Genomic DNA, 15,969 nt, shown 5'->3' on the forward strand with positions numbered 1-15,969 from the left:
CCTCATGGCATGCCGAGGCTATGCCCTGACACGTAACGCAGCGCGCGCCCGACCGCGTGCTGCCGCGCCCGCCTCATAGGTGAGGCCGCTATCGAGATACGGCTTGACCGAAGCGCTGTTGCCGCCGCCTGCCGCCGTCCCCCAGGTGACCGCGCCACCCCCGGCGAGAATCGCAACAAAGGCTTCGCTGTTGCCGTAGATTGCGCGCACGTTCTGAAGCTGTGCCTTGACCGCAGACGAGTCACCACCGTAGGCGGCGTTGCCCCATGTCACGACGGTGCCGTCGCGGCGCAGCGCGGCAAACGCGCCGTCGGAGGCGGCCACTTGCACGATGTCGGGGATCAACGCGATGTCCGCCGGGACCACGCTCCCCCAGGATGAACTCCCCCAGGCAACCACACGCCCGTTGGCGCGGCGCGCGGCAAAGGCCCCCTTGCTGGCTATGACCTCCTCGATATCGGTCAATTCGGCGATATCGGGAGGCAACACGCCGCCCCAATCGGCATGGCCCCAGACGAGTACCTGCTTTCCGTCGGTCACTACGGCGTAGGCATAGGCCGACGCCGCGGCTAACTCCACAATGTCCCGGCGGGCGGCAATGGTGGCCGGAACCGCGCCGCCATTGCCCGCGGTCCCCCAGGCAACCACCGTCTTGTTGGCGCGCAACGCGCAGAAGGACTCGTAGTTGCCACGCACGTCGATAATGTCTGTGACTTCCGAGCTAATGGACTCCGGCACTTTCCCGCCGTAGCGGGTGTCGCCCCAGGCCACGATCTGCCCTGTTTTTCGAAGGGCAGCGAGTGCTGAAGAGCCGGAAAAGATCTGTGTGACGTCCGTCAGGGCGAGGACGTCGGCCGTCGCCTGGCCTCCAAAGGTGGCATTGCCCCAGGTAGCAATTTGGCCGTTGGCGCGCAGCACCGCAAAGGCTCCGTAGCTTCCTACGATGCGCGTCGCGTCAGTCACACTCACGGTGAACCCGTCCGGCAACGTCCCACCATAATCCGCATTGCCCCACGCCGCTATCCGCCCGTTACTGCGGCGTACCGCGAAGGCGGCTTGCGTGGCGGCCATTTCGACGACGTCGTCGTAGGTCAAAATGGTGGGCGGCACGGTGCCGCCGTAACTAGCGACTCCCCAGCCGATCACCCCTCCTTTATTGAGGAGCGCCACCATCGCGGCTGTGCCGCGGGTCGTGCCGTTGTCACCTGTTCCGGCGATATTGACGGGTTGGATCGTGACCGTATCGTCCTGGCTCTTGACGTTAAGAGGAACCCACGGGCGTGTGTCCTTGAACGATGCGCCGAGTTTCCAGTTGGACTCGTCGTCGTAGCGCCATTGCGCATTCAATGGCTGCGAAGTGGCCTTGTCGAAGGCGCTCAGGCGATGCGACACATGCTCCCAGCGGAAGCCCGCCGAACTATTTCGTGCCCCCATGACCAGCAACTTGCCTTGCCCGGGTTGCGCCGTCACGTCGTAGAGCGAGGGCGGCGATTTCTCCTCGGTCGGGTTGCCTGCTCGAATCACCGTGTACTCGAGCGTCACGGTCTGCCCCACATCCGCCTGCACCGTGGCTTGTGACACGTTCAGCGTCACGTCGCCGCCCTGCTCCGCATCGCTGACCGTATGGTTTGCCGTGACCGAGCCCGGGCCCGGTACGCCTTGCCACTGCAAGGTGATCTGATCGCCCGCCCGAAACCCGCCCGAGCGATCGAGCCGCACGGTCGCGCCATCGGGACAATCGGCAGGATCGAGCGTGCTGCCCGTGGCCTGGTCGATCGTCGCCGCGGGCAGATTGCCCTGTTGAACGGTCAAGGTCAGCGGCAGGCTCGACGCATAACGCTTACCGGCTCGCCACAGGCTGTACGACACCGTGACCTGCGCATCGAGGCTCGCCATGACGTTGGTATAGGGAACGTCGAATTCGATGGACTGGTCCATCTCGGTCGAGAGCAGGAGATGCTCGCCGTCCCAGTTGCCCGGCGTCTTCTCAGACGCCCACGTCAGCCGGATCGTGTCGCCCTGGCGCGTGTGCTCGGCCGCCGGCACGAATACCGGGCAGCCAATCTGGGGCGACAGGGCCCGGGGATCGAGCACGCCATTGGCCGCCTCGGGCACGCTGGGCGGCGCGACCTGCGCCACCTGCTGTTCGACTTGCAGGGTCAGCACGTTCGACTGCAGCCAGGTGGCGTTGTCGGTCTGCAATACCGAATATTGGAACGTGACGCTCTTATTGAGAAACGGGGTGATGTTCGCGTACGGGATATGAACCGGATAGGGCTCCGTCTGGAAGTTCTCCGAGATATCGAACGGAATCTCGATGCCGTCGGGCGGGCCGCCTCCCCAAACGGCCTTGCCCTTCACGCCATTACCGAGCCCCTCGTTGGGCCCGAGCAAGCCGGTGCATCCATCGGGCACGAGGTCGGGGTTCAGGATATCTCCGATGGCCTCCGCGACGACCGGCGCCGGCAGCTTGCTCTCATCGGGCGCGTTGCCGATGCGCAGGGCATAGAGTGCGGAGGGCGAGATGGCGCCACCGCGATTGACGTCGTAGCGCACATGCACGGTCTTGTCCAGATAAGGCCCGACGTACTCGGCCTCGACCAGGAAGGTGACCGAGCGCACGGCGCGCAGGGTGATTTCATCCTCGTAGTAGCCCGCTTCGCCGGCGGCGCCCCAGTACATATAGACCTTGTCGCCCGCGGCCATGCCCTTGTAGATCGGGATTCTCACGAGCACGTCGCTGGTCGCCAGGCTGCCGTCCAGATGCCCGTCGACGGCTTCGTCGACGCTGGGCGCGGCCAGCAGCGGCGGGTTGCCGATGTGCAGGGGCAGCGGCGCGGAGGGAATCTCGGGGCCGCCGTCGCCGGGCTCGACGAGATAGGCGGCGGTCACATCGTTGTCGAGCGCCTTGACGACATTCGCCTTGGGCACGGTGAATGAGATGTCGGTGCCGACCTTTTTGCGGGAGACGTCGAAGTCCTTGGTGTATTCACCCGGGCCGCCCATGTCGAACTGGAAGATGACGTGATCGCCTTCTCCCATGTTGGGGTAGGCTTTGACGACAAAACCGACGCCCAGATCACTCAGTTCATTGGGATCGAGCAGACCCGCGGCGGCATCGGGACAAACCGGTGCGGGCAACGCGTCGGCCAATGTACGAGAGGCCGACAGGTCGCTGGCCTTGAACCTCGCTGCGTGAGAGCTGTTTTTCTGCGTCATGCCGGCTCCTCGAACTCTTGAAGGAATGTGCTAATTCATGAACGACAGTCAATAACCGAAAACTTTGCCTTAGGTTTGGACGGGAACCGCATCTACCGCACCGGACTCGGCCGTACTGGTAGGCATTGGGCGTGCCTGATAGAACAGCTGTGAATCGAGCAGCGACTTGACCGAAGAGCTATCGCCCCCGCTTACGGCCACACCCCAAGTCACGACACCTCCGCCGTCTTTGAGCGCCACGAACACTTCGGTGTTGCCATACACGGCCCGGATGTCCTGCGCCTGTGTCACCGTGGCGGGCGCGGTGCCCCCCGTCGCCGCGGCGCCCCACGCGACCACGCTGCCATTGCGCCGCAACGCCGCGAACGCCGAGCTGTTTCCCGTGACCTGCACAATGTCGGTCAGACCCGCAATGGCCGTAGGCACACTGCCGCCACGCGCCGGGTCGCCCCATGCGACCACCGTGCCGTTGGCCCGGCGTGCACAGAATGCCCCCCACGTGGCCGTCACTTCCTCGACGTCGTTCAGCGTCGCAATGTCGCTTGGCAGCGTTCCGCCATAGTTGGCGTTGCCCCATGCCAGGACCTCGCCGCCCGTCGTCCGTACCGCGAAGGCGCGCGCCGTTGCGCTGGCCAGCTCGAGGAGGTCGCGCCGGGCGGCCACGTTCTGCGGCACCACGCCGCCGTCGGCACTGGCACCCCACGCCACCACCGTACCGTTGCCCCGCAGCGCGCAAAACGCAGTGAAGTTGCCCAGCACGCTGACGATGTCGGTGGCGCCGGCGATGTTGCCCGGAACACTGCCGCCGTAGCCCTGAACCCCCCAGGCGATCACCTGGCCATTGTTTCGCAGCGCGCAGAACGCCATGCCGGCGCTCGCCACCGTTTGGACGTCAATGAGCGCCTGGGCATCGGCCGAGAGCGTACCGCCATAATCGGCCCTGCCCCAGGCGGTCAAGGCGCCGTTGTTCTGAATCGTCACGAACGCGCCGGCGTTGCCGAAAATGCGCTGCGCGTTCGTGATGTTCGTGCCGCCTGGAATGGCCCCACCGAGCGACGTGTCTCCCCACACCGCGACGCGGCCATTGGCGCGTCGTACGGTAAAGGCCGCCTGCGTCGAGCTGATCTCGATCACGTCGGTAAAGGTGATGATCGTGGGTGGAACCGCGCCGCCGTAGCCGGCCACGCCCCAACCGATGACGTTGTCGCTTCCCAGCAGCGCAACCAGTGCCGAAACCCCCGTCTGGTTCGTGGCATCCGACCCGGAGCCCGCAATGTTGATCGGGTTGATCCCCACCTGGTCGTTGGCCGAACGCACCTTGAGCGGCACCCACGGACGAGTGTCCTTGAAGCTCACGCCCGACACCCAGTTGGCATCGTCCTCATAGCGCCACTCGGCATACAAGTCCTTACGCGCCGATTTATCGATGGCGCGCAGGTAACGCGGCGTGCTCGATGCCCGATAGATACCGCCGTGAGCCCGTGCGCCCATCACCAACAGGTTGCCTGAACCCAGTTGGCGCTGGACATCGTAGATGGACGGGGCCGACTGCTCGACCATCCCTCCCTGTGCCCGTGTGACCTTGTAGTCCAGTGTGATCGACCCGCCGTTGTTCGCATCGACGTAGGATTTGTCCACGACGATGGTCACGTCGTTACCCACGTCGCCCGCCTGGACGGTGTACGGGAACGTCCCGCTGCCAGGGCCCGGCGCCCCTGTCCAATGCAGTTCTATCTGATCGTTGAGCGCGAACATTGCGCTGCTGGCAAAGCGCACCGTCGCGCCCGAGGGGGAAGGTGGTACGTCGTCGGGATTGAGATTGGTGCCTTTGGCCTGGTCGATGGTCGCCGGGGGAAGCGCGGAGAGCTTGATGGCGAACGCCAGTGTCGGGCTCGCGCCCAGGCGATTGCCGCCGCGCATCCACTCGTACCAGGCGTCCACATTGCCATTGATGCCCGCATAAACCACGTTGCTTGGCACGATGAGCTCGATATTGCTCGTCGAACTCCCCACGATGCTATCGATCTGGGTGGACGCCGCCGCCGCGGGAAGCGAGCTGTCCCAGTGCAGTCGTGCGATGTCGCCCTGGCGCATCCCCGTGTGAAACGGAATGACCACGTTCGCGCCATCGGGCACATCGCGGGGATCGAGCACGCCCTTGTTGAGTGCCAGTACCTGCGGCAGATCCAGTTCCTCGGCCTGCCGCTCGATTTGGACCTGGTAGGGGTCGGAGGTGCGTACGGCCGAACTGCCGTTGTCCACGGTATAGAGAAGACTCGCCGTGCGATTGAGAAACGGCAGAATATTAGCCTTCGGAATATCCCGGTTGATGGGCTTGCCCACCATGCTGTCGCTGACGTTGATATACCACTCCAGGCCGCCGCTGCCCGGCCCGCCGCCCCAGATCAGGTGAATGGCATCGCCGCTGGCCATGCCCGAGTAAGCCGGTATCTGCGCGGTGGCGTTCGCCGTGATGACGTCCGGATCGAGCACCCCGTTTTGCGCTTCCAAAATGGTGGGCGCCGGCAGTGCATTCGGTTGGGTGCCGCCAACGCGCAAGTGCAGAACGTCGGACTGAAATACCTTTGCAGGCACGGCCCCGCCGCCGCGTGTGACCTGATAGCTGATGTCGGCTATCCGCCCCACCCACGGCTGAACCTCGGCGGCGTCCATGAGAAAACGATAGTCGCGCGGCGTGCTCACGGCAATGCTGTCGTCGTAGTAGCCCGTGTCGCCCGGCTTGCCCCAACTCATCTCGATCTGATCGCCACGCTGCATATTGCTGTTGGCGTACACGCGAGTCGTGACCCCCCCTGCGATATTGGCCGGATCGAGGTAGTCCCCCTGCGCTTCGTCGACCCCTGGCGCGGGCCAGTTCTGCTGCGTCTGCACGCTCAGAACGAGGTCGTCGGAATTGTCGAGCTTGCCGGTGGCGTACCGCTTGACGATGTAGTTCACGACCACCTGGCTGTTCAAATGGAAGCTGACCTTGTCTTTCGGCACCAGCATGGTGATGTCGTTGCCGACGACGTTGGTCGAGACGTCGAATTCCTGGACGACCGCGCCTGCCCCCGTGCCGGGCGCGAACTGCACGGTAACGGAATCACCGTCCTGCATGCCCGGGTAGGGCTTGACTCGCACGGTGGCACCCGCGGCGGGCAACGTCGCGGGATCCAGAATGCCGTTGACGGCCTGATCGACGCTGGGCGCCGGTAGGTTGCCGCCCTGCGGCGAGACCACGCTGAACTGCGTCCAGGCCGAGTCCTGCGGCGCGGAGCCGTCCACCCGTGTCACCGTGTAGCTCACGGTCACGAATTCGTTGTTCGCGGCGTCGGCGTCGATAACAGTGCGCGGCACCGTGGGCTGAATCGGTTGCCCCACCATCGCCGCTGTCACCGTCACGGAGCCCGACGTGCTGCCCGCCGCGCTCTGGCCTCGCCAATACCAGTCCACACGGTCGCCCACCGCCATCGGCGTCCAGGGATCGATCGTCAATTGCACCCCAGTGGGCACCGCGGCGGGATCGAGCACGCCGCCCGAGACCCCCTGCACTCCCGGCCTGGGCAGTGTGAGTGCGCCCACGACGTTCAGCAGCAGGTGCTGCGACTGCTGTTCCACTGCCCCCTGTCTGACCTTGTAGGACACGTCGACCTTGCCGCCGGCGAGCAGCGTCACGAAGTCGGACGGCACCACAAAGACGACGGGGGAGCCTTCGGCGCCGGGGGCGATCTGGGTCTGGTCCGGATACGCGAGCGGACGACCATTCGCGGTCGTGCCGTTCCAGTCCAGCACGACCACGTCACCGACCGCCATGGCCGGCCAGGGCGGGATTTGCACGTGCGCGCCGTTGGCGGTATTGGCCGGATCAAGATTTCCTCCCACCGCCTCGAGGACCGTGGGCGCGGCGAGTTGGAGCGCCGTACCGGTAATCGTCAGATACGCGCGCTGCGAGCGGCCCTTGTCGCCCCCCAGGGAATCCGTGACGCGAAAGTACACCGACGCCACGCCCGGCACGACCCGGTGCAGCACGTCGTTGCTGATGGACATGTAGACGGTGCGCGCGCCGGTGCGTATCGGGGGGGACGCGCTTTCCTCGGTCACTTGCTGACCGTCGCTCGACACGCCTTCGAACACGAGGTGGATCACGTCGCCCGCCGTCATGGGCGCTTCCACGACGATGATCGCGGGCTCGTCCCTGGTGCCCAGCGCGTCGACGTCGAGCACGCCATTGACCGCGTCGGGGATATCGGGGGGAAGGTACTGCGTGCCGCTGGCTTCGACGTTCACATAGGCGGGCATGGAGTTGTTCGACCAGTTGTCGACCGCGTCGGTGATATCGTACGTCACCATCAACTTGTCGCTGTCGCCTGCGGCGGCGATGGTCTGCGCGTCGATGGGGACGACGACGGGCGAGCCGACGTCGGCAAGCAGCACGGGCGCGGCGTAGACGGACTGCGTGCCCCAACGCACGCGCAGCTTGTCGCCGACGGCCATGTACTTCCAGGCCGGCACCGTGACCGTGATTCCGGCTTGCGCCTGCGTCGAGTCAATCACACTGACCGATGGGGTGGGCGCTGCGAGATTCTCGTTCTCGTAGGGCGTGTTGACCGGATCGGGATCCAGTCCTCCGGGCACCGTGGTTTTCACCAAGACGTCCAGTTTCGGCGATTCGACCGCGTCGGGCCCAAAGCCCTTAAACGTATACCAGACGCTTTTCGTGCCATCACCGACTCGGACGACGTCCTGCACCGTCGCGCGCATCACGATCGGCAAACCCAACTCTTCCTCCTTGAGCGGGTGCACGTCCACCGCACGCGATGCATCTCCCCAATAGAGAGTGATGATGTCGCCTGTGACCCATTCGAGGTTGGGGGCAATCCGCACCAACACGACGCTATCCGGATTGGCCACGGCGGACCAGCCAATGCCGCCGTACGCCTGCGCTACCGGCACCTGCGGCGCCAGAAGGGTGATGAGAATGTGGGGTTTGCGCAGTGCGGGCAAACGCCTGACGTTAGCGTCAGTGGGAGAAGATGGATGCTGAAGTAACCGCGAATCGCTGGTCGTCATGGCTGTTCTCCGCTGGGGTCGGGCGTGGGTGTCTGCCGAACCGCCATGAAGCCATATCCGCTAGCCATCGCCAACTATTAGTATTGTTAGTGTGAATACTCGAACAATATCGATACTGTCTGCATTCCATACCTTCATTCATATTAGAGAAGGAGAATGCGATGAAGCCAGGTCTTTACCACCGGTACAAGGTTCGAAGCCCTTCCGCTGCGGCGGCGGATGCAATCCCGGTAGCGCCGACGCTTAATCAGGCTGACTATGCGCCAGGAACGGCAGGATTCGATACGATGAAGGGCTTGATCAACGGAAATCTTAAAGGTCAAGACCTGATACTGAATATTGGGCTGGATAATAGCTGGTTCCCAGGTGACCAGGTAATCGTCACGGTAAATAACCAAGCGCTGCCGACGCACACCATTACCGATGCAGAATTCGATGCAGATCTCATCAACGTGCCCATCCCCTCCGCCATGCTAGTCGACGGGCAATATAACGTCACTTACCACTATTATTCACCCTTTAGCCTGACACCTTCTCCAGAGAGCAACCCACCGCTCGTGTTCCAGGTGAAGTTCACACCTCCGGGCGACCCTCCCGATGGTGAAAACCTCGGCGCCCCCGTTTTCGCAGAGGCCATCCAGGCGTCGGGACTCACCTCCCCCCAACTCACCCAAATGGGCGATAAGCTCACCGCCAACGTGCCAAGCTATAACAACTCACGCGAAGGTGACACGATTCAAGCGCAAGTTACGCTTCAATCTGGGGGGGCGGCAGTACTTGCGCAGTCCGTGCAGGTTCCTCCCGGGGGGGAAGGCACAGCAATAGTGGTCACCTTTACCCGCGCTGAGCTGACGCAGGTCGGAGACGGTCTTGCTGAGTTCGCCTATACGATCACGGACCTCGCGGGCAACGTTTCCAAGCTTTCGCACGTCGCCGTGATCGACTTGTTCATCACTAGTTTTATCGACGATCTGCAGCCACCGGAAGTCCCCGCCTTTACTGCGCACAAAGTCATCGACGAAGACGACGCGCGCAAGCCGGTGCTAGTTAGTATCCCACCGAATGCGAAACTGCTTGCTGGCGACAAGATCGTGCTCACGTGGGGTACCGCCACGTTGCCCGAGGTGGTAATCCAGGCCGGGGACCTGGGGCAAACTCCGATGCTGCAGATCGCTGTGCCCTACCTGGATATTGCAGGCGAAGGCAACGGTACCATCCCCGTCAATTATGAAGCAAGGCGCGCATCGGGCTCGCTTGGCTCGCCCGCCAATCCGCTGCAGGTGCTGGTCAATCTGGATCAGCCTGGCGGCCCCGATCCTGATCCGACCAAGCCTTACAATACAAACCTTGGCGCGCCAACCGTACGCCCGAGTGGATGGCAGCCTGGCGATGCGGAGAACGTGATTCCACTCGCTGCGTCCAACGCCGATGCGACATTCATCGTGCCATGGCTCACCGCCACGTCAAACACCGATGCGTTCCAGGCAAATGACTCGGTGGATCTCTACTACGGAACTGACAAGTTCGACAGCTTCACTATCACTGCTCAGGACGTCACTGCCAAGCAGGATATCGTGCGCCCCCTGCCCGCCCAGGTGATCCAGAAATACGGTAGCGGCGCCTTCGTTGCCCAATATGTCGGGTCCCGCAACATTCCCAACATCACGCCCCAGCTTCAAAACTCTGCCACCTCTCCCCCGCAGGATGTGACTGTCGCCAGCGGCGCCTCGCTGCCCGGCGGAGGTCAACCGCTACCGCCGGCGTCATTCGATGTTCCAGCCGACAATCCCTACATTACCTACGACCGCGCAAAAGCGGGTGTGAAAATTATTGTGCCAACCTACGTGAACATCGCCGTTGGGGACACAGTTATCATTGAATTCACAGCAAAATGGGGGGCAAAGGGTACCGGGCCGGATATCGATCTCGCGAAATACACCAGCCCCGCGAGCACCGTGGGACCCGATAATGTCACAAACGGGTTGTCGTTCACGCTGCCGCCGGATAATGCACTCTACTTGTATCCCTTCTGCGTGGCATACGTCACATACACGGCAACGAATAAGACGGGGTCCGTAACGTCTCCATCAACGAGCGTTTCCTGTGACGAGCGAGCCAATCCCAGCCCACCGGCTGATCCTAAGCGGCCTAACCCCCCCATCCGGTGACGTCGTTCACCTGTGTTCTACGGTCGCGAATGTTCTTTGTTCGCGACCTTTTCTCGTCCTTGCCGATAAGCTCCGTGGAGATTTGAGCTTGCTGGACGAAGTGCCGAACGACTCGGCCCATCGGATGTAGAGAAGGCTCGTGAGGTAGCGCATCGTCGGGAGATGTGGCGCTCGATTGAATGACCCACCTTGATAGCTTGGGATATCGGATTCAAACCGAGTCACGGTGTCGTCGCTCGGGGTACCGGGTACAGCACAAGTTTTCATTCCTGGAATCCCAGCCCGACATCTATCGTTCACGTATGTCTGGCAGTGCACATTAGGCGTTGACAAAGCGGCTTTCGATTTGAGCATGCGGGTCCGCTCTATCTTTCCCACCCCGAGCAATGTCACCGTTGAGAAATGGGACGAGGTCATTCTCGCCATATGACCGCAGGATATATACCCCTTCAATCACGGCGACAACGTGCGAGCAACACTTGAAAAACTTGAATTGATTTCTGAGAAAATTACGAAAGGAACATGAAAAATTTCTGAGCGAACATCGCGCAGACCAGCGGCCGCCCGCACCTCGCGAGGGTTATAGGACACGAGCATTCCGGCTCGCGCTTACGGTACGCTCCGAGACTCTGCGATTTACATGGGCCTTATGAGGCACGGCTGATTTATCGCAAAATTCATACGCCAATAGCATTATGAATGCCCCACTGGCATGTATATTTACGGCGGCGCGCTTGCAATGCAAAGATGCGAAAGTGGTTTGCGCCAGATCCTTATCCGGCGATTCCAGGCGGCGGCTGTGTGGTTAATCTGACAATTCGAAACGGAATTAACGAATTTGGCATAGATTTTCCTTTGATTTCCAGCCAATGCATAGCACAATCTATGCAATATTTTTGCCTCCTAATTGTCGAAAACAGAGGGTTACAAGGTCTGTAATGCCTAACTGGACGCATCGAGCACAGATAAAAAGCCCAGCGGCGTGATATCCCAAGTGGAACTGCACGGCGCGAATGGCCCATGGCTGGAATGACCTTGCGTATGCACGGCTCAAGCGCGTCGTCCCGTGATTTCACGCATCCATGGGATCCAGCATTGTTTCCACAAGGAGTCAATATGAAAATAAGCAAACGGGCGGTACGTTGGCGGACGTATGTCGTCGCCTTTCCATTTGCCGTGCTCCCCCTCGGTCAGCGCGCGCTCGCGGGGACTGTGAATGGGGGAAGCCAGACCGTAAATGCACCTGGCGATCCATCGGAATCCTGGACGGTGACCAACGGCGGCGCGTTAACCGTGACAAACGGCGCGGCAACCAACGCAATCTCCGTGCAGACAGGCTCTTCATTGACCGCCGACGGGGCAACGATCATACGCAACACAGCTGGGGGATCCGCAGTCGAGATCCGAGATCAATCAACAGGTACGATCAGCAACTCGAACATAACGAACCAGTTCGACAGCGGCCTAGCCGTGTCCGGCCTTATCAACACGACCGCGCCATACCCCGTTGCGACAGTGGCTGGAGGCAGCATCACCGGCACGTGGGCCGGAGCGACGGTCGCAACGAACGGAACGTTGACATTGAATAACGTCAGTGTCGCCAACGGCGCCACTCTACTAAACGGTTTCAATGCCGCCGTCGCAAACTTTGGCTCTACGCTCATTGCGAACGGCGGGACTATTACCGGTGACAAGAACGGGGTTTGGGTGACGAGCAATCGCGGTAACCAAGCCGCAGTCGGTAGCACCACGATCAAGGGAACCGCAGTCGTTGGCCGTACGGGATCGGCCGTTCTCGTTCAGTCAGAGGCCTCGCGACTCCCTACCAACGCGAATATCCTCGTCGCCGATGGCGCCACACTCACTGGTGGCAATGGCAATGCGTTGGAGGCCAACGGCAATGTCACGGCCAATACGACATTCGACAATGCCCAGATCAAAGGCAACGTCGTTGGCGACGGCACTGCGACGATTAACCTGACTTTGCAAAACAATGCGACTTTTACCGGAGACCTCACCAAGGTAACTTCGCTTGCCGTCAACTCAAATGCGACCTGGTTGCTGACGACGAACAGCAGCGTGCCGACCATGACGATGAATGGCGGGAATGTCGCGCTGTCTCAGGGCGCGAGCAACGGCAGCTATCGTGTCCTCACCGTTGGCGCTCTCTCGGGCACAGGAACGTTCCTGATGAACGCAAATCTTGGCGCGGACGCAGGTGATTTGCTCAACGTCACAGGCAACGCCACCGGCAATTACCAATTGAAGATTCGTAACACCGGAGCGGAGCCGAGTAACGCGGCGCCATTGACGGTCGTACGCACCGGAGGTGGCGACGCGCAATTCTCCACGGTGGGCAACAAGGTTGACGTCGGCGTCTACACCTACACGCTCGGCCGTCAAGGCAACGACTGGGTGCTGTCGCCATCACAACCACAGTCATCCTCCGGGGGCAACAACGGCCCAACTGAATTATCCGCCAGTGCTCGCACCGCGATCGGCATATCGAGTGTAGCCCCGACCATCTGGTACGCCGAAACCAACGTCTTGCGCAGCCGCCTGGGCGAATTGCGCCTGAAGGATGGTAAAAACAGCGGCGTGTGGGCGCGAGCCTTCGGCAAGCAATATCGCTCCAGACCGGTGGACGGCGTCGACTTCCGGCAAACAACGTATGGCGTGGTAGGCGGCGCCGACCTCTCGCTCGGACAGTTTTTCGGTGGCACCTGGCTCGCTGGTGTTTTGTTGGGCACAAGCCACAGCAATCTGACGTTCGACGGCGGATCCAAGGGCGGTGTCGACAGCTATACGGCGGGCCTCTATTCAACCTGGCTGGGGGGCTCGGGCTACTACCTTGATGGCACGCTCAGATTCAACCGCTTCCAGAACGACGCGGATGCGCGCATGAACGACGGCGCTCCTGCCCACGGTGGCTTTCAAAACAACGGTATTGGCTTGACGCTGGAGTTTGGACGACACATCGAATTCGGCAACAGTTGGTTCGTGGAGCCGTACATCCAAGGCTCGATGCTGCGTACGGGAGGCGCCGATTTCACGTTGGATAACGCACTGAGCACAAGGTCTCAGCATACTGGCTCCGTCCAGGCGCGCGTGGGCGCGGCGCTGGGCAAGACCTTGGAGATGTCCAACGGCGTAGTGCTGCAGCCCTATGTCAAGGCGGCAGTGGCCCAGGAGTTCATTAAAAATAGTCAGATCCAGGTCAACGGCGTTCCGTTTCAGAGTGATATGTCCGGAGCAAGATTCGAGTTCGGCGCTGGAATGAGTGGCTACGCCAAGCGCAACCTTCAGTTTTACGGTGAAGTCGAAACCAGTACCGGACGTCACGTCAACCAGCCTTGGGGCGTTCAATTCGGCACGCGCTACACCTTCTGACGTGGATGAGACGTTGGCGTTTGGATCCCCTCGCTCCGGGAAAATGGTACCGGTGGCCGATGCTGGCCGCCGCGAGCCTGCCTCTGCTCGTTGGCCTGGCGGTGTCTTTCTGGCACGCGCACCGGATGTTGCACGATGATGCAACGTCTCAGGCGCACCGCGCATTGGGTCACATTGACCGGATGTTGAGCAACGCTCGTGACACCGCGGTGAGAGTCGGTGCACGAGCGGGAGACGCTTGCGAGGATGTGGTGCTTGAGCTCCGGAAGCAGGTCGACTCGGTATTGTTTGTGCGTTCTGTCGACCTCCTGACAAATGGCAACGAGGTCTACTGCAGTTCTCTATATGGCAGTTACCACCGCAGTCTGGATCTGACCGCCTACGTCGATGGGCATCTGCGCATCGCTCCGCATAGCGGAACGCAACCAGATTCCACGTTGCTCGTGTACCGGAACGCCGTCGATGGTCGAGGAGCGGTCGTGACCATCGACGGCCGGCACGTGCGCGATGTTCTGTCGTTGCTCGATCGCAGGGACGTACTGCTGTCGATCCGGGTCGGCGACGTGACACTGGGTCAGAACGGGATCGTCGATAGGACTGCGGCAAACACTCCGGATACCGTTTTGCGTTCCGGGCAATTTCCGGTCTCTGTGCTCGCCACAATACCGAGTGGCACATTGCCGAAGCGCGTGCTCATGGATTACTCGGGGGTCATCGGCGTGTGCGTCATGTTCGGCGCGGTGCTGGTCATCTTGATCCAGAGAGCTTCCAGGCACGTCCGGGTGCGACAGCGCGAGATGGCGCGCGCAATGGAACATGGGGAATTCGTCCCGTACCTTCAGCCCCTGGTCAGCACGGCCGATGCGCGCTGGGTGGGCGCCGAGGTGCTTGTGCGATGGCATCACCCAACGGAAGGCATCATCCCACCCAACAGTTTCATTCCACTGGCAGAGTCAAGCGAATTGATCGCACCGATGACGCGAGCGCTCTTTCACGCCGTCGCGGAAAAGCTCGCCCTCGTTGCCCTACCCAAGGGTTTCCGCCTGAGCTTCAACGTAAGTCCGCAACATCTGACGGATGCGTCAATTATCGGCGATTGCGATGCCCTATTGGCGATGCTCGGCGAAAAGCCCGTACAGATTGTGCTTGAGCTCACCGAGCGCGAACTGCTTGCCACGCAAAGCGAAACGCGACGGATTTTCGAGGCGCTACATGCACGCGGCATCAAAATCGCCATCGACGATTTTGGTACGGGGCACTCGAACCTTGGATATCTACGCGACTTCGACATGGACGCGGTAAAAATCGACCGGTCATTCGTGGAAAAAATCGGTGCGGACCCACTGGCGGAGCGCGTACTGGAAAGCATCCTGGAACTGGCCGCGAAGTTGGAATTGACCACAATCGCCGAAGGCGTCGAAACCACGGAACAGCGCAATTACCTCCGCGATCGCGGCGTACCATTGCTTCAGGGCTTCTTGTTCGGGCGTCCCAGCCCGATCGACGCGTTCATCGTCGAACTTCAATCAAGAAGCGCAGCGGCTCAGTTCTGAAGCACCGCACAACCGGCAAAGGGTCACCCCACACATATCGGCATACGTCCTACAATTGAATCGAGTGTTGTAGAGACCTTCTGCCGTTTGCGCAGTACTCCAACGGATTCAAGCCGGATCTGAATAGCTGCGCAGGCAAGCCTCGAGTCCCAGGCAGAAACGCCTTGAGGATGCCCCGAAGCCATGACGGCTTTTCTATTGGAGCCATGATATGCCTGTTGTTACCTTGAAACTGGTGAAAGGTGCGTTTTCGCACGAAAAGACTCAGCAAATGATGGATAACGTCACCGAGGCGATCGTTGCGACGGCGGGAGAATATATTCGCCCACACGTCATCGTGATTGTGGACGAGGTATCGGACGGTCTTTATTCGTCAGGAGGCCACAAGGTCACGTTAAAAGCGATTGACTCTCTACGCGAGCGCGCCGCCAAATCGTCTGCCACCGGCTCCCTCTCCCCGGCAAGCACCGAGAATACCGAGAAGAACCGGCCTGGGTGAAGTGCTGCCGGAGAGCATCGACACTTCTCCGACCACCTGGCAGCAAGCCATCAGCAAACCACGCGTCTCT

The 15,969-nt window shown here is 61.2% G+C and carries 6 protein-coding genes; 4 read left to right on the forward strand and 2 right to left on the reverse strand.

The features are described from left to right. Positions 1 to 18 precede the first annotated feature (18 nt). Entirely contained in the window at positions 19 to 3,219 is a 3,201-nt protein-coding gene (locus tag RO07_RS12665; protein ID WP_052267247.1) for an RCC1 domain-containing protein, read from the reverse strand. A gap of 69 nt (positions 3,220 to 3,288) precedes the next feature. Next, positions 3,289 to 8,289: an RCC1 domain-containing protein gene (locus RO07_RS12670; protein ID WP_147284663.1), complete on the reverse strand. Its 5,001-nt coding sequence runs from the start codon at positions 8,287 to 8,289 to the stop codon at positions 3,289 to 3,291. 161 nt (positions 8,290 to 8,450) lie between these two features. Between RO07_RS12670 and RO07_RS12675 the strand changes: the two genes are divergently transcribed. The 4 genes from RO07_RS12675 (at position 8,451) to RO07_RS12695 (ending at position 15,899) form a co-directional block, all read left to right on the forward strand. Then, complete coding sequence (locus tag RO07_RS12675) at positions 8,451 to 10,457, forward strand: hypothetical protein (RefSeq protein ID WP_039411143.1); 2,007 nt, start codon at positions 8,451 to 8,453, stop codon at positions 10,455 to 10,457. Positions 10,458 to 11,573: 1,116 nt separating this feature from the next. Next, complete coding sequence (locus tag RO07_RS25545) at positions 11,574 to 13,847, forward strand: autotransporter outer membrane beta-barrel domain-containing protein (protein WP_160118122.1); 2,274 nt, start codon at positions 11,574 to 11,576, stop codon at positions 13,845 to 13,847. A gap of 59 nt (positions 13,848 to 13,906) precedes the next feature. Continuing rightward, on the forward strand, positions 13,907 to 15,400 hold the full coding sequence (locus tag RO07_RS12690; protein ID WP_039411147.1) for an EAL domain-containing protein: 1,494 nt from the start codon (positions 13,907 to 13,909) through the stop codon (positions 15,398 to 15,400). A 211-nt stretch (positions 15,401 to 15,611) separates the two neighbouring features. Then, positions 15,612 to 15,899 (forward strand): tautomerase family protein, encoded by a 288-nt coding sequence (locus RO07_RS12695; protein WP_039411149.1) that lies wholly within the window; start codon positions 15,612 to 15,614, stop codon positions 15,897 to 15,899. Positions 15,900 to 15,969: the final 70 nt, after the last annotated feature.

Origin of the sequence: Pandoraea pulmonicola (assembly GCF_000815105.2) — a bacterium.
Classification (GTDB): Bacteria; Pseudomonadota; Gammaproteobacteria; order Burkholderiales; family Burkholderiaceae; genus Pandoraea; species Pandoraea pulmonicola.